Genomic DNA, 15,484 nt, shown 5'->3' with positions numbered 1-15,484 from the left:
CCCTGTGGTGTTGATGGTACTGCATCTTGGTGGGTGTGGGAGAGTAGATGGCTGCCGCAATTTTTTTTGTGAGTGGGGGTCCCCTTTGTGGGGGGCCTCCTTTTTTTGTGCCCCCAAGGGGGGGGTGTGGGTGTGTGGGGTTTTGGTTTTAGTGTGGGTGTGCTGCGTGCGTGGGGGTGTTTGGGGGTCTACACAAAAAACCAGAGCATTTTGGTGGTTCAGTGCTTGAACCATACTATGCACTAGGCAGCCCGAGTAGGTTGTTGACGGGGTGTATCTCGAAGAAGTATTCACCTTATGGGACCTCAGGTGCACATTCACCCAGTCTGTAATAGACTATAACGGAGTAATAGTGCGCCTATAACCCTGAAATGGCGTATCCCGCCCCAAGGAGCTTCATGTCTGAGAAACCCCGCCACACATCCAACGCGTCTGGCGATAATCGTCCCATGTACAAAGGTAACCGTACTGAAAAATCACGCGGTAAAAAAGGTGGCTACAAAGGTAAAGGGTTTAAAGACAACCGCCGGGATGGTAACGGATACGATCGTAATGGAGCCTCCGGCCGCGGCGATAAAAAATTCAACCGAAATCACCAATCAAGCCAGCGTTCCAGCACTCGCAGGCAGCACGGTTCAGAAGACATGCCTCAAGAAGATGTGCGCACTATTGGAGGGCGCGCAGGGTACCGGCCCTCAAAAGCGAAAGCCCCTGAAATTGATAATGATGTTACTGGGCGGGAACTAGATGGGGCCACCAACCGCCAGCTGCGAGCCCTAGAACCTCGTAATGCCGAAACTGTGGCAAAGCACCTTGTTATGGCCGGGCGCTACCTTGATATTGACCCTCAGTTCGCCCTTGAGCACGCTATTGCAGCCTCACGGAGTGCTGGGCGCATCGCCGCAGTACGCGAAGCCGTGGGTGTTACTGCATATGTGGCCGAAGAGTACGAGACCGCGCTGCGGGAGCTGCGCACCCACCGCCGAATCAGCGGATCCAATGAGCATCTTGCACTGCTGGTCGACTGCGAACGCGCTCTGAATAGGCTCCCTAAAGCACTTGAAATGCTTAACGAAGCACAACGCGAAGACCTACCAACAGCGGTACGGGTGGAATTGGCAATCGTCGAATCGGGCATCTACATCGATCAAGGCAAAAAATCTCAGGCCATTGCTGTATTACGTATCCCTCAGCTTGACCCTAAACGTGCCTATCACTATAGCCCCCGCCTATTCACTGCTTATGCGGCTGCCCTCGCTAATGCAGGGAAAAAACAGGAAGCACAGCGGTGGGAACGACTAGCCCACATGGCCGAAGCAGCTCTGGGACAAGGCGACTATGCCGAACCCGAAATTTTCGACATCTATGGGGAATCGGATCTTCTGGAACCCGAAGAAAACCCCGCAACTGACGAACAACCAGATAGCGTAGAAACAGCTGATCTTTCCGAACAAGAGGAAGCGGAAACCACCTCAGAAAATACCGGTGTAAAAGAAACAGAGGCTAGTACTGATGAGCTGCATGGGGAGAATGCCCCAAATGTTGCTGACGAGGAGTCCGAAGAAGACAGCATCATTGACGTTGCGGAAACCGCGGAGAACAAGGTAAAGACCAACCAGGATACCCTCAACTCTGTGCGAGCGCAGCAACAAACGGAACCTCAGTAAGAAACCGGCTCTTCAACTAACCCTGCAAAATAGCTGTAGAACCTATCCCCAACCCGCCTACAGTACTCCGGAGGGAAACCCCTGAAAGGTGCACTATGAGTGAAACCCTGCTCAGCGGCTACGATGCGCTACTATCTGACCTAGACGGCGTGGTGTACGCTGGTCCTTTCGCCATACCCGGCGCCACCGAAGCGCTCAACCGTGCCGAAGACAGCGGTACCCCCGTGGTATTCGTGACTAATAATGCATCCCGTTCTGTGGACTCAGTCGCTGAACACCTACGCGAATTAGGCGTGAAAACCCGTGCCGACCGTGTGGTCAGCTCCGCTCAAGCTAGTGCAGCTCTTCTCACGCAGCAGCTACCCGCAGGGGCGAATGTGCTCGTGACAGGCACAGACGCCCTCGCCAACTGCGTGCGGGAGGCCGGGCTCACCCCCGTACGGTCACAGCACGAAAACCCGGTAGCGGTCGTTCAAGGATTCAACCCACGCCTCATCTGGGAAGATCTGGCAGAGGCATCCTACACTCTTGCTGACGAGCAGGTGCTATGGGTGGCGACTAATACCGATAAAACCATCCCCAAAGAACGCGGCCAAGCGCCCGGAAACGGGACTCTCGTCGCTGCTGTAGCGACCGCTACAGGACGTACTCCACAGGTGGCGGGTAAGCCTGAGGCAGCAATTTTTGAAACAGCGGCCGCATCGGTTAAAGCTCAGAAACCAGTGGTGGTCGGCGACCGGCTTGATACCGATATTCTGGGCGCGAACCGCGCCGGTATGCACGGGGCGATAGTACTCACCGGGGTACAAACCTACGCTGATGTGATTGCAGCTGTACCTGACCAGCGACCAGTCTACATCCTGCGCACCCTTGACGACTTCTTTGCTCCCTACCCGAATATTGAGGTGGTGTTTGAAGGGTACGAGACCGTAGCCTACGGCCCCCGCTGGCAGGCAAATGTTCGTGGAGAACACATTCAGCTCACGGCCCCTGAAGGATTCAGCACGACTGCTGCGCATAAAAACTTTGCTGGAAGCGACGATGAAGCAGAAGCCTGGCGTGTAGCATGTGCCGCGTGGTGGGCTGCCCATCCCAATCGGGGAGGGATGCCCGAAGTACACGGGTTACCCAATGCGAGCGGTGTCGAAGGAGCCTCATGAGCGAAAAAAGCACCGGCGCTGAACTAACCCTAGAAGACGGCCCTGAAACACTGTTGAGTGATGAGGAACGCGCGGAGTATGAAGCCTTCGAAGAGAAGCTGGCCGCAGCACTCGCCCTAGATCCTTTGGAACGCATTAACGCCTATGGGAAACTCGTGGAAAAACTCACCGCTGAACTCGAAAGCTGAGCAGCGTGCGGTTAGACAAGTACCTCGCCCACAACGGGCTAGCAACCTCCCGCACACTTGCTGCAAAACTTATTGCTGCAGGTGCTGTGAGCCTCAACGGTCAACCCGTTCGTAAAGCATCCCTGGACGTGACGCCAGGCGATAACGTACAGGTGCACCGTAGCGAACTCACTGAATATGTAAGCCGGGCGGGGCACAAACTGGCGGGGGCCCTGAATGCATTCCCGCAGGTGCAGGTGAGCGGTAAACGCTGCTTAGATGCAGGGGCCTCAACCGGTGGATTCACTGATGTACTCTTACGTGCCGGTGCTGCTCACGTTGCCGCAGTAGATGTGGGCCATAATCAGCTGGTGCAGCAGCTGCGGGATGACGCACGGGTAAGCGTCTATGAAGGGCTGAACGTGCGCTACCTGAAGCCTGCTGATATTGGCGGGCAGGTTGATGTGACAGTTGGAGACCTGTCGTTTATTTCCCTCACTCTCGTCATGCGCCCCTTAGCGGAGGCAACAGTACCCGGTGGAGACCTGCTGCTAATGGTGAAACCCCAATTTGAGGTAGGAAAACACCGTATTGGTAAGGGCGGGGTAGTAGTTGATGCACAGGCCCGTGCGGAGGCTGTGCAGGCTGTGCAGAACTCGGCGCGCGAGTGCGGTTTAACGGTGTGTGCCACCTCCCCGAGCCCGTTACCCGGGCAGGATGGAAATAAAGAATACTTTCTGTGGTGCACCAAACCGATGCGCTAAAAACAACAACTCTTATCGAAAAAATTTTCTAGAATTTGTGTTCGTATCATTATTTTTTCGGGTAGACTTAGGAAAGACACCGCGCAGGGCAAAATATCTGAAAGGGATGTACATGGCAGAGGCAGAAAGCCGTAAAATCCTGGTGTTCGCCCACACCGGACGTAAAGAGGCACGTGAGGCTGCCCGCCAAGCGTGCACACAGCTGTATCGTGCGGGGCTCACCCCGGTCATGAACCGTTCAGATCTTGAGACCCTTACCGAAAACTGGGCGGATCCCGTGCCCGTGCAAGTGGTACACGAAAGCGTACCGCTCATTGATATTGAGCTGGGGGTAGTGCTTGGGGGTGACGGGTCGATTCTGCGTGCGGCAGAGATGGTACGCCGCACCACTATTCCGCTGGTCGGGGTGAATCTCGGACACGTGGGATTCCTCGCAGAATCTGAAGAAAGCGACCTAGGGGAGACCGTTGAGCGTATTGTAAGCGGAGAGTACACCGTTGAAGAGCGCATGGCGATCGAGGTTGAAGTCTGGCATGAGAGCAAACGGGTGCACACCGACTGGGCGTTAAACGAGGTCAGCGTCGAAAAAGGCAACCGCGAAAAAATGATCGAAGTCATCATTGAAGTGGACCGAAAACCCCTGAGCACCTTCGGATGTGACGGGGTGGTAATGGGCACCCCCACCGGTTCCACCGCGTACGCATTCTCGGGGGGCGGACCTGTTGTCTGGCCGGAGGTAGAAGCAATACTCATGGTGCCGCTTTCAGCACACGCCCTATTCGCCCGGCCACTCGTTGCGGCCCCTACCTCAATGGTTGCGGTCGAGATGATGCCTGGTAACGGCGCATCCGGGGTGCTGTGGTGCGATGGGCGTCGTACCGTGGATTTACGCCCCGGCTCGCGGATTGAGGTACGCAAATCAGAGAAACCGGTGCTGCTGGCCCGTATTCACCCGGCTCCGTTCTCTGAACGGATTGTCCGTAAATTTGAGCTGCCTATCCGCGGCTGGCGTGGCCCCCAGCATCAAAGCTAAACCCCTCGCCATTTTTACTGTTGCGCCCAGCGCCGGAATACCACGGTGAATCCCAGAACCTGAGTAGATGAGGACCTTGCGTGATTGAAGAAATCCATATTCGTGACTTGGGCGTTATCACCGATGCGCGCCTGCCCCTGCAGCCCGGGCTGTCAGTACTTACAGGTGAGACAGGGGCCGGTAAAACGATGGTTGTGACCGCTCTTGGGATGCTTCTCGGAGCCCGAAGCGACGCCTCTAGTGTGCGCAGCGGCGCTAAGAGTGCCCTCGCAGAGGCTGTGGTGCGCCTTCCCAATAGCCATCCGGCCCTTACTCTCGCGCAGGATGCTGGTGGGTCGGTAGAAGAACTTGACGGTGAGCAAAGCGAGTTGCTGCTGGCGCGCACCGTGAACGCTTCGGGGCGTTCACGTGCCCACATTGGTGGGTGCTCCGCCCCTATCGGCACCCTTGCAGATATTGGGCACACCCTCGTTGCGGTGCATGGACAATCCGACCAGCTGCGCCTCAAATCTGCTGCCGCTCAACGGCACGCCCTTGACTCGTATGCGGGCGAGGCCCTCACACGTCTGCTGGGGGAGTACCGCACCACCTATGACCGTTACCGCGCTGCTGCTGCCGAGCTTAAAGAAGTACGCGAAAACTCTCGCGCCCGCGCCTTGGAGGCACAAACTCTGCGCGGGGCGCTTGAAGAAATCGATAGTGTGGACCCGCAGGAGGGTGAAGATACTGCTCTTAAGGCTGAAAGTCTTAAGCTCATGAATGTTGAGGCGCTGCGTACCGCCGCCGCCACGGCTTCGGCGGCGCTGGCAGGCAGCGAATACGCTGAAGGGGGTGAGACGAACGTGCTGGGTCTGCTTGATACTGCCCGAGGCGCCCTGCAGCACCAAGCCGAGGCCGACGAAGAATTGGCCTCACTCGCTCACCGTTTGAATGAAGTGCTAATCCTTAGCACCGACATTTCATCTGATCTCGCCTCTTACACGGCTTCTCTCGACGGAGAAAGCCCTGAACGGCTTGCACACGTGCAGAACCGCCTGGCGCAGCTGAAAAACCTCACCCGAAAATACGGTGCAGATATTACCGAGGTACTTGACTGGGCGCAGGCATCCCGCGCCCGCCTGAATACTCTTATCGACGACCCCACCCGTCAAGAAAACTTGGAAGCCGAGCTGGTCACTTTACGCCAGAAACTTGGGGAACAGTCGCAGGCGCTTCTGGAAGCCCGCCGGGGCGCCGCCCGAATACTGGCCGAGGCTGTCAGCGAAGAACTTACTGCACTCGCCATGCCCAACGCCTCCCTCATCGTGGAGGTTTCAGAGGCAGAGAAGTTCTCACCCTACGGTAAGGACACCGTCACCTTCATGCTCGCCCCGCACAAAAACGCAGCCCCGCGTCCGCTGGGTAAAGGCGCCTCCGGTGGTGAGCTTTCCCGCGTGATGCTGGCCCTTGAGGTGGTGCTGGCTGAGGTGGACCCTGTACCCACCTTCATCTTTGATGAGGTAGACTCCGGGGTGGGCGGTAAAGCGGCCATTGAAATCGGCAGGCGCCTTTCGATGCTCGCCCAACACGTGCAGGTGCTGGTGGTAACCCACCTGCCGCAGGTGGCTGCGTTCGCTGATCAGCATATTCTGGTGCTCAAAAACGATGACGCTTCACTCTCAAAAGTGCAGGTGCTCACCGATGAGCAGAGGGTAGTTGAACTTGCCCGGATGCTCGCCGGACACGACCAATCGGAGGCGGCTCAAGAGCACGCCCGCGAACTATTGCACGCTGGCGGCCAGCTGTAAAGAAGAACCATGCACCCATAGCGTAGGTTCGGCAGGCGGCGTTTGACCACCCAGTATTTGGGCGGTTGTGTGGGTATTATTGGCGGGTTATTACGCTGCGCCCTATTGGATAAGAAAGAAGAAAATGGTAAGCTTGAATTCCGTGGTGAATGAAAATATGAGCGCATCCGGCGCGTCTTCCAACGGCAAAGTAACCCGTCAAATCTTCGTAACCGGCGGTGTTGCGTCTTCTCTAGGCAAAGGCCTTTCAGCATCTTCTCTGGGGCAGCTTCTGCGCTCACGCGGTCTTTCTGTGACTATGCAGAAGTTCGACCCCTACCTAAACGTTGACCCCGGAACCATGAACCCTTTCCAGCACGGTGAGGTATTCGTGACTGATGATGGGGCGGAAACCGACCTCGACATTGGGCACTACGAGCGTTTCCTTGACGAGAACCTTGACCAGTCCGCGAACGTGACTACCGGTCAGGTGTACTCGTCGGTGATCGCCAAAGAACGCCGCGGCGAATACTTGGGTGATACGGTGCAGGTGATTCCGCACATCACCAACGAGATTAAGGCGCGTATGCGTTACGCTGCCGAGATTGATAACGCCCCGGACATTATTATTACCGAAATCGGCGGTACCGTTGGTGATATTGAGTCCCTGCCATTTATGGAAGCCGCGCGGCAGGTGCGCCGCGATGTGGGGCGTCAGAACGTGTTTTTCCTGCACGTCTCCCTGGTGCCGTTTATTGGTCCATCTGGCGAGCTTAAAACCAAACCCACCCAGCATTCAGTCGCCTCTCTGCGGGGTTTGGGGATTCAACCTGACGGACTGATTCTCCGCTGCGAGCGTGACGTGCCAGCCTCACACCGGGCGAAGATCGGCAACGCCTGCGACGTGGATGTGGACGCCGTCATTTCGTGCCCCGACGCGCCGAGCATCTACGATATCCCCAAAACTCTGCACGGGCAGAAGCTGGACGACTATATCCTTGATTACTTTGGGCTTGAGGCCCCCGACCCCGATTTCACCCAGTGGGATCGTGTGTTAGGCGCCGTGCACAACCCTAATACTGATGTGAAGGTCGCGCTCGTTGGCAAATATATTGACCTGCCCGATGCCTACCTTTCCGTCTCTGAGGCCCTGCGCGCTGGCGGCTTCGCCAATAATGTGAAGGTCAAGATTAACTGGGTGGCGGCAGATTTGTGCTCCACCGATGAGGACGCCGAAAAGCACTTGGGCGACATGGACGCTATCCTGGTACCTGGCGGGTTTGGCATCCGCGGCCTTGACGGCAAGATCGGTGCGCTCAAATACGCTCGTGAGCATAAAATTCCCACGCTAGGAATCTGCCTGGGGCTGCAATCTATGGTGATCGAGTATGCGCGTAATGTGCTTGGGCTATCTGAGGCGTCCTCGACTGAGTTCGATCCGGACACCACCGAGCCGGTGATCGCCACCATTGAGGAGCAGAAACAGTTCGTGCACGGTGCTGGGGATCTTGGCGGTACCATGCGTCTGGGCCTGTACCCTGCGAACCTGGTTCCCGGCTCTCAGGTTGCTAAGGCGTACGGTGCTACTGAGGTCGCTGAGCGGCACCGCCACCGCTATGAGGTAAACAATGAGTACCGTGAACGGCTTGAAGACGCGGGGCTGATGATCTCGGGCACCTCACCCGACTCCTCACTGGTGGAGTATGTGGAACTGCCCGCCGAGACGCACCCCTACTATGTGGCGACTCAGGCGCACCCCGAATACCGTTCCCGCCCGACCCGCCCGCACCCGCTCTTTGCGGGCCTTATTGAGGCAGCACTGGCACAACGCGATATGTAACGGCTAAGGCAGCAACACCACGAGGCGGGGCCTGTTACATACTTTGGTGAAGGCTTCGCCTCGTGTTGGTCTGGTGCGGATAACTGTGTGGGCGTGTGATGCAGGGATGTTCAGTGTCATTCGCTAAACCGCCGACTCTCTGTGCCCTGACGCTGCACCGGGTACCCGCCTGGAATCCACGTTAGAATGGGGGATATGAGCACCAAACCGGCGGCATCATCGCTTAACCCAGAATACGCAGATATTGTTGACACTCCCTCTTTGCGGGAAGTTACCTCCCGCGAACATAAATACTGCGGGCATGTGCTCGATGTGACCGTTGAAAAATACTTGCTGAGTCCCCACGGGCCGGAACTGACCCGCGACGTTGTGGGTATGCCGGGTGCTGTTGCCGTGGCCACCCTTGATGAACACGACCGTATTCTGCTGCTTAACCAGTACCGCCACCCGGTGCGCATGAACCTGTGGGAGGTACCCGCTGGGCTTCTCGACATTGAGGGGGAAGACCCGCTGGCGGCGGCCCAACGTGAGCTTGCAGAGGAAGCCGACTTAGAAGCTAAGACCTGGCACACTCTTATCGACTACTACACCACCCCGGGTGGGGCCGACGAGGCGGGCCGAATCTACCTGGCGCGGGGTCTGCGCCGCATTCCAGAAGGGCAACGCATCCCGCGCGGGGAAGAAGAAGCCGAGATCACCTACCGGTGGGTTCCTCTTGACGCTGCCGTACAGCTGGTGCTGGCAGGGCACATCCATAACGGGTTAGCGAACCAGGCGATTATGGCGGCTTACGTTGCATCCCAGGTGGGGTTTGCCAACCTGCGCTCGGCCACCGATAGCTGGGATTTTCACCCTTATCTGGGCGGGCGGCGCACCCGGTACCGGAATGTTCACTAAAACTGTGCGATGGTGTCTCCTGTGACTGGGCGCTCTTCCCGCAGCCACACCCGGCCCACCCCACTGCAGGCTGGTGTAGAACAGTACCTTACCTATTTACGTGTTGAAAAAGGCAGCAGCGACAATACGATACTTTCATACACGCGCGATTTGCGCCGCTACAGTGCGTACCTTGCCACGCGCGGTATTATCGCTCCCGAGCGCATCCGCACCGCTGATGTGCGTGCGTTTATGCGGGAACTCGCTAACCCCACCGTTCCACTGCCCGAGCCGCAGACAGCGCAAGACCGTAAAGCCGCTGAGCAGGACGCTCATGATGCCCTTGCCGCAACGATTTATGCGGGTGATAAAGCATCTGCTGCGCCCCCGCCGCACAATTCGCTCAGTGCACCAGCGGGGCAAATTCTGCCAGTTCCGCTGGGTCCTAACTCTATTGCCCGCACTATGGCAGCGGTGCGGGGCGCGCACGCTTTCTGGCATAGTTCCCGCACCACTGACACCGACCCGGCGGCGGCGGTGAAGCCTCCCAAAAACGTCAAACGGTTACCTAAGGCTGTCACTGTTGAGCAGATGCAGCGGCTTCTTGCGGTTCCGTCCCTGGAGACCCCTACCGGTTTGCGGGACCGGGCGATCTTGGAATTTTTGTATGCCACGGGTGCGCGCGTCAGTGAGATGCTAGCCGCTGATATAGACGATGTGCACCTGGGGGAGAGCACCACCGATGAGCACGGTGAAACTGTTACTCTACCCGGGTATGTGCGGCTATTCGGTAAAGGGGGGAAAGAGCGGCTGGTTCCGGTGGGGTCGTATGCGCAGCGGGCCCTTCAGAACTATCTGGTGCGTGCCCGCCCCGTATTTGCCGCACATGGTAAAGGTACCGCCGCGCTATTCCTCAATGGGCGCGGTAGCCGCCTGGGTCGGCAGGGTGCGTGGCTGATTCTTAAAAGCGCCGCCGAGCAGGCGGGGCTAACCCAGGATTTTTCGCCTCACTCAATGCGGCATTCTTTTGCTACACACCTGCTGCAGGGCGGGGCCGATATTCGGGTGGTGCAGGAACTTTTGGGCCACGCTTCTATTGCCACCACCCAGGTGTATACCAGGGTGAGCCCCGAGGGGATGATGGAGGTGTACCGGATGGCGCATCCGCGAGCCAACTACCCCACACGGTAGGAAATGTATGCGTGCGCCTTGGTGCACTGTACCCATCCGCTGCGCCGGTTCGCGCGCAAGGCTACCGAAAGATTCTGCGGTGCGCAAAATCATGTGTAATATTTATTCTTCGTGTTACAAAAATGTAAAAAATGTGTTTCTCCGTGTAAAACCCACCAAACCCACTAGGGTGGCCCGGTAGTATCGTGACTATCGCCGAATCGGCCGCGCCCAACCGCAACTATCCCAGAGCGTGGCCGTTCATGAGATTAAAGGCTATCTCAGGCGGTGCAGACGCACAGTATCGTGCGTGCTCCGAACGGAAGGGATACATGTTATGAGCACGGCATCAGCCCACAACTCATCACCCAAAAAAACGGTAGAAAAGAAGCCGTTCTATAAAGACCCCACCCACATGCTGTACCTCTCGGTGATTGCTGCCGTCATTATCGGCTGCGTGCTGGGGCTGACCGCGCCGGGCTTCGCTAAAGGTCTGGCGCCCATCGGTACCGGGTTTATCGCGCTCATTAAAATGATGATCGCCCCCGTCATTTTCTGCACCATCGTCCTCGGGGTCGGCTCCATCGCAAAAGCTGCGACCGTGGGGAAAGTGGGCGGTATGGCACTGCTGTATTTTGTGCTCATGAGCACCTTTGCGCTCGGTATTGGTCTAGTGGTTGGCAATATTATTGAGCCCGGCAGCGCCCTGCACTACGACCCTGCCACCACTAAATACACCCTCCCCAACAACAGCAGCGGGAGCCATGGCGGGGGAGATACCGTGAGCTTTCTGCTGGGCATTATCCCCACCTCCCTGCTTTCTGCACTGACAAACGACAACATTCTGCAGACCCTGTTTGTGGCTCTGCTGATGGGTTTTGCGCTGCAGAAAATGGGCCCGGTCGGCCAGCCCATCCTAAAATTCCTCACCTACTGCCAAGCGCTGGTGTTCCGCCTGCTCATGATGATTATGTGGCTGGCACCGCTGGGGGCGTTGGGTGCTATTGCAGCGGTTGTTGGGTCCACCGGGCTGCAGGCAATCTCGTCCATGTTCGTGCTCATGGCCGCTTTCTATATCACCTGCATCCTATTTGTCGTGGTGGTGCTGGGCAGCATCCTTAAACTGTTCGCAGGGGTGAACATTTTTAGCCTGCTGAAATATTTGGCGCGGGAATACCTGCTAATCTTCTCCACTTCCTCTTCCGAGGCGGCTTTGCCGCGGCTGATCGCTAAAATGGAGCACCTTGGCGTCTCAAAACCCGTAGTGGGTGTGGTTGTGCCCACCGGGTACTCCTTTAACCTGGACGGTACCGCTATCTACCTGACCATGAGTGCACTATTCGTGGCTGAGGCGATGGGCACCCCACTGGCGTTGGGTGAGCAGCTTTCTCTGTTGGTTTTCATGATTATTGCTTCAAAGGGCGCCGCTGGGGTCTCGGGTGCGGGTATCGCTACCCTGGCTGGTGGTCTGCAGTCGCACCGCCCTGACCTTGTGAACGGTGTGGGGCTGATTGTGGGTATTGACCGTTTCATGTCTGAGGCGCGCGCCGTTACGAACTTTACCGGCAACGCTGTGGCAACTGTGCTCATGGGTAAAGCCGTTAAAGAGATCGACATGGACAGGGTGCGTTCCGTCCTAAAAGGCGAACTTCCCTTTGATGAGAACACCATGGGGGATGCCTTACACGGCGACCAGTACGTGGATGATGCAGTGGCTCAGAAATCGCCAACCAAACAGATTCCCGTTGTGCCGCCCGAGAACATAAAACCGCGCACGCATATCGACTCTGGGCAGTAGCAGAGAGTTTGAACGCATCCGTTCAACCTCAACCGCCCCGTACCCCTGAGTTCCACCTCACGTTTAGGCTCTGGGATACGGGGCAAATACTGTAACCTTATAATCAACAGTAAATTTCGCACACGAAGGTGACATAGTTGACTGAAGCACCGGAACAAGAACTCGGGCCCACCGGCCGCCCCCTCCGCGAATACCCCGACCCCGCGCCCATACAACAGCACGGTCCCGCGCGCATCATCTCGATGGTGAACCAGAAGGGTGGGGTGGGCAAGACCACCTCAACCATTAATCTTGGCGCGGCCCTTGCTGAATGCGGGCGTAAAGTTTTACTCGTGGATTTTGACCCGCAGGGCGCGCTCTCTGCGGGATTCGGTGCGAACCCGCACGAGCTGGACTTGACCGTCTATAACGTCATGATGGACCGCAAGGTAGACATTAAAGACGTCATCCAAGGCACCGGTGTTGAGAACGTAGACCTGCTCCCGGCGAATATTGACTTGTCCGCAGCTGAGGTGCTGCTGGTGAACGAGGTGGCTCGTGAGCAGGTGCTGGCCTCTGCGCTCCGTAAAGTTCGCGACGAGTACGACGTAATCCTCATTGACTGCCAGCCTTCCCTGGGACTGCTTACTGTGAACGCTCTCACCGCCTCCGACGGCGTGATTATTCCCCTCATCTGCGAGTTTTTCGCCCTGCGTGCTGTCGCGTTGCTGAACGACTCAATCCAGAAAGTGCAGGATAGGCTCAACCCCGACCTGGACATTGTTGGCGTACTTGCCACCATGTTTGATGCACGCACCACCCACTCCAAAGAGGTACTGGCACGCATTATCGACGCATTCGGCGATAAGGTGTTCGACACCGTCATTAAACGCACCGTTAAATTCCCGGATGCGACCGTCTCATTTGAGCCGATCCTGAACTACGCCACCAACCACCCAGGCGCACAGGCGTACCGGCAGGTGGCGCGTGAGCTGATCTATAAGGGCGGCGCACCCTAGCCCTGGATGTGTTTCCCCAATACGTACGCGGATGCTGTAGCACGGTGCGGGACTGCACCGGGTACGGCGTCCGCGTTTTCACCGGGGTACCGGCGGACCGCTGTTGAGGCTGGGGCCGCCTGCCGCAGTGCCGTGTTGTTTAGCCTCCGCTGGACCCGGTAAAATATGTGACGTTAGGTTTGCCCCTGTAGTTACAGGTGGCGTGCACCTGCCCTAAGTATTTTGAAGCATCCAAGAATGGAGCATAGGTCACCCATGACCGAAACCGTCGCTGCCGAGAGGGTACCGACACCGACTGGGCCAAACAGCCCTACACCCCCGGTGCCAGGTGCCGGGTTCACTCTCACACTCACTAATTTTGAGGGCCCCTTTGATCTGCTGTTGACCCTCATATCGCGCCGTAAACTCGATATTACAGATATCGCGCTCGCTGAAGTTACCGACGAGTTCATCGCCTACCTGCATGCCCTCTACGAGCATGGCACCGCCGAGGCGCTGGATGAGGCGAGTGACTTTATGGTAACTGCCGCAACACTGCTTGAGTTAAAGGCTGCTCGTCTGCTGCCGCACCATAATGATCCGCTGCAACAGGATGTTGCACTTGTAGAGGCCCGTGACTTGCTGTTTGCACGGCTCCTGCAGTACCGCGCCTACCGTGAAGTTGCCGCTATTTTTGCTGCACGCTGGCAGGCGGAAAATCAGCGGTTTGCCCGCACCGTGGCCCTAGAGCCGGTTTTTGCGAAGGCACTTCCGGAGCTTGTGTTTGAGGAAGGGCCCGAGGAATTCGCACGTATCGCTGCGGCGGCGTTCGCACCTAAAACTCGTCCCGCTGAACCAGAGCCAGAGGTAATTGTTGAAGAACTCAACGAACACCTGCACGTTTCCACCACCACTATAGCCGCTGAGGAACGCACTATTTTAGATGCGCTCCTAGCGGGTGCACCTGCGGTACGGTCGGTGCGGTTCAGCGAGCTTGTGCGCGGGGCCGGTGAGCTTGAGACGGCAGTAGTGCGTTTTTTGGCATTACTGGAACTCTATAAAGAGGGGGCGGTGACCCTCAACCAGGACGCGCCTCTGGGAGAGATTTCGGTGAGCACAACCGCATTGTCCCGCGATTTTGTGCCCCACGACCCGGCCGACTCTACAATGGCAGGCAGCGAGACCGTACCCGCCGTAGCGGCGCCTGAGCTGCAGGCACACCCTGGGAAAGGGGAAGCATGAACACTAGCGCCACCGGCGGTAACCGTTTTGAGGACGAATTTACCGAATCAGACCTGAATATTGTGAACCTTGGGTATTGGGACCCCGGATCCGATACGGAAATAGCGCCGGACATCGAGCAAGAAGGCACAGCGAGCGGTGCTGACGCACCAGAACCCAACAACACTGTGGAGACACCGCCCCAGAGCAAAGGGCTTACAGTATCTAGCCTCCCCGATAAGGACGCAAACAAGACCCCGTCAGGGCAGCGAGCGCCCCGGCGCCCCAGCGGCCGAACCATGGGTGCTGCTGCTGTTGATGCTGAGGACGAGTTTTCCCGCGTGGAGCGTATACCGGGCGGGGTGAAAGCAGCGATTGAGGCTGTCTTAGCGGTCGCTGACGCCCCGGTGAGTGTGCGTGAGCTATCGGCTGCGCTGATCGTGAATGAGCGGGCGGTGGAGGCTGCCTTAGACGAACTGTACCGTGAATATAACGGGGACGAATCAGACTACGGTGATGATGGGCCTTCTCGGGAGCCGAGAGGTTTTGAACTGCGCCGGGTAGGGGGCGGCTGGCGTTTGTACTCTCGTGCCGATTTTGCGCCCTGGGTGGCCCGGTTTGTGACCCGCAGCCAGAGCGCCACATTGAGCAAATCGGCGTTTGAGACGTTGGCTGTGATCGCGTATCAGCAGCCGGTTACCCGGGCTCGTGTTGCAGCGGTGCGCGGCGTGAATGCTGATGCCGCGGTGCGGCAGCTGGTGCACCGCCAGTTGGTGCGTGAGGCTGGTAAGGAAGAAGGTACAGGGGCGGCCCTGTATGAGACGACTGAGCTTCTGCTGGCGAAACTGGGGTTGGACTCGTTGGATGAGCTGCCGGAGCTTGCCCCGTTTTTGCCGGATGATACGGAGGCGGCACTTTTGGCAGATGATGCGTAGATACTTATAACGGGCTCCGCAGATGGGTAATGCGTGTAATACTTCAGGCCCAGGGGAGTGCTGCTGAACGTGCGGGCAGTGAGCTCGGGATATAACAGATAAATTGTAGA

Annotated in this window: 13 protein-coding genes; all 13 read left to right on the top strand. The window is 57.5% G+C overall.

The window, feature by feature from the left end; genetic code table 11:
* Window positions 1-398 precede the first annotated feature (398 nt).
* The 13 genes from D8M41_RS05840 (at window position 399) to scpB (ending at window position 15,374) form a co-directional block, all read left to right on the top strand.
* Window positions 399-1,667 (top strand): hypothetical protein, encoded by a 1,269-nt coding sequence (locus tag D8M41_RS05840; protein ID WP_231375359.1) that lies wholly within the window; start codon window positions 399-401, stop codon window positions 1,665-1,667.
* A gap of 95 nt (window positions 1,668-1,762) precedes the next feature.
* Window positions 1,763-2,827, top strand: coding sequence for an HAD-IIA family hydrolase (locus tag D8M41_RS05835; protein ID WP_023133381.1), 1,065 nt, complete (start codon window positions 1,763-1,765; stop codon window positions 2,825-2,827).
* Window positions 2,824-3,015, top strand: a complete 192-nt coding sequence (locus D8M41_RS05830; RefSeq protein WP_023133380.1) for a hypothetical protein — start codon at window positions 2,824-2,826, stop codon at window positions 3,013-3,015. The genes D8M41_RS05835 and D8M41_RS05830 overlap by 4 nt, the downstream gene beginning before the upstream one ends.
* A 5-nt stretch (window positions 3,016-3,020) precedes the next feature.
* Window positions 3,021-3,758 carry a TlyA family RNA methyltransferase gene (locus tag D8M41_RS05825; RefSeq protein ID WP_023133379.1) on the top strand — a complete coding sequence of 246 codons (738 nt, stop codon included), beginning with the start codon at window positions 3,021-3,023 and terminating at the stop codon, window positions 3,756-3,758.
* A gap of 112 nt (window positions 3,759-3,870) precedes the next feature.
* A complete protein-coding gene (locus D8M41_RS05820) occupies window positions 3,871-4,791 on the top strand; it encodes an NAD kinase (protein WP_006887855.1) in 921 nt (306 codons plus the stop codon).
* 80 nt (window positions 4,792-4,871) lie between these two features.
* A complete protein-coding gene (gene recN / locus D8M41_RS05815; protein WP_023133377.1) occupies window positions 4,872-6,578 on the top strand; it encodes a DNA repair protein RecN in 1,707 nt (568 codons plus the stop codon).
* A gap of 124 nt (window positions 6,579-6,702) precedes the next feature.
* Window positions 6,703-8,397, top strand: coding sequence for a CTP synthase (locus D8M41_RS05810; protein WP_037285523.1), 1,695 nt, complete (start codon window positions 6,703-6,705; stop codon window positions 8,395-8,397).
* 186 nt (window positions 8,398-8,583) lie between these two features.
* Window positions 8,584-9,294 carry an NUDIX domain-containing protein gene (locus D8M41_RS05805; protein WP_023133375.1) on the top strand — a complete coding sequence of 237 codons (711 nt, stop codon included), beginning with the start codon at window positions 8,584-8,586 and terminating at the stop codon, window positions 9,292-9,294.
* Window positions 9,295-9,315: 21 nt separating this feature from the next.
* Entirely contained in the window at window positions 9,316-10,464 is a 1,149-nt protein-coding gene (locus D8M41_RS05800; protein ID WP_126926549.1) for a site-specific tyrosine recombinase XerD, read from the top strand.
* Between the two features lie 316 nt (window positions 10,465-10,780).
* The gene (locus tag D8M41_RS05795; protein WP_126926548.1) at window positions 10,781-12,241 is read left to right on the top strand and encodes a cation:dicarboxylate symporter family transporter; all 1,461 of its coding nucleotides are present in this window, start codon (window positions 10,781-10,783) and stop codon (window positions 12,239-12,241) included.
* A 137-nt stretch (window positions 12,242-12,378) separates the two neighbouring features.
* Window positions 12,379-13,239: a ParA family protein gene (locus D8M41_RS05790; RefSeq protein ID WP_006887854.1), complete on the top strand. Its 861-nt coding sequence runs from the start codon at window positions 12,379-12,381 to the stop codon at window positions 13,237-13,239.
* A 255-nt stretch (window positions 13,240-13,494) separates the two neighbouring features.
* Window positions 13,495-14,460 (top strand): segregation and condensation protein A, encoded by a 966-nt coding sequence (locus D8M41_RS05785; protein WP_126926547.1) that lies wholly within the window; start codon window positions 13,495-13,497, stop codon window positions 14,458-14,460.
* Window positions 14,457-15,374, top strand: coding sequence for an SMC-Scp complex subunit ScpB (gene scpB, locus D8M41_RS05780; protein ID WP_126926546.1), 918 nt, complete (start codon window positions 14,457-14,459; stop codon window positions 15,372-15,374). The genes D8M41_RS05785 and scpB overlap by 4 nt, the downstream gene beginning before the upstream one ends.
* Window positions 15,375-15,484 lie beyond the last annotated feature (110 nt).

Origin of the sequence: Rothia sp. HSID18069 (assembly GCF_003989155.1) — a bacterium.
GTDB lineage: Bacteria > Actinomycetota > Actinomycetes > Actinomycetales > Micrococcaceae > Rothia > Rothia aeria.
The sequence above is the reverse complement of the archived record's forward strand: the minus strand, read 5'-3'. Positions and strand labels throughout refer to the sequence as shown.

Coding starts and splice junctions, on each gene's coding strand:
- D8M41_RS05840 (WP_231375359.1), top strand. CDS start 399: ATGTCTGAGAAACCCCGCCACACATCCAACGCGTCTGGCGATAATCGT.
- D8M41_RS05835 (WP_023133381.1), top strand. CDS start 1,763: ATGAGTGAAACCCTGCTCAGCGGCTACGATGCGCTACTATCTGACCTA.
- D8M41_RS05830 (WP_023133380.1), top strand. CDS start 2,824: ATGAGCGAAAAAAGCACCGGCGCTGAACTAACCCTAGAAGACGGCCCT.
- D8M41_RS05820 (WP_006887855.1), top strand. CDS start 3,871: ATGGCAGAGGCAGAAAGCCGTAAAATCCTGGTGTTCGCCCACACCGGA.
- D8M41_RS05810 (WP_037285523.1), top strand. CDS start 6,703: ATGGTAAGCTTGAATTCCGTGGTGAATGAAAATATGAGCGCATCCGGC.
- D8M41_RS05805 (WP_023133375.1), top strand. CDS start 8,584: ATGGGGGATATGAGCACCAAACCGGCGGCATCATCGCTTAACCCAGAA.
- D8M41_RS05795 (WP_126926548.1), top strand. CDS start 10,781: ATGAGCACGGCATCAGCCCACAACTCATCACCCAAAAAAACGGTAGAA.
- D8M41_RS05785 (WP_126926547.1), top strand. CDS start 13,495: ATGACCGAAACCGTCGCTGCCGAGAGGGTACCGACACCGACTGGGCCA.
- scpB (WP_126926546.1), top strand. CDS start 14,457: ATGAACACTAGCGCCACCGGCGGTAACCGTTTTGAGGACGAATTTACC.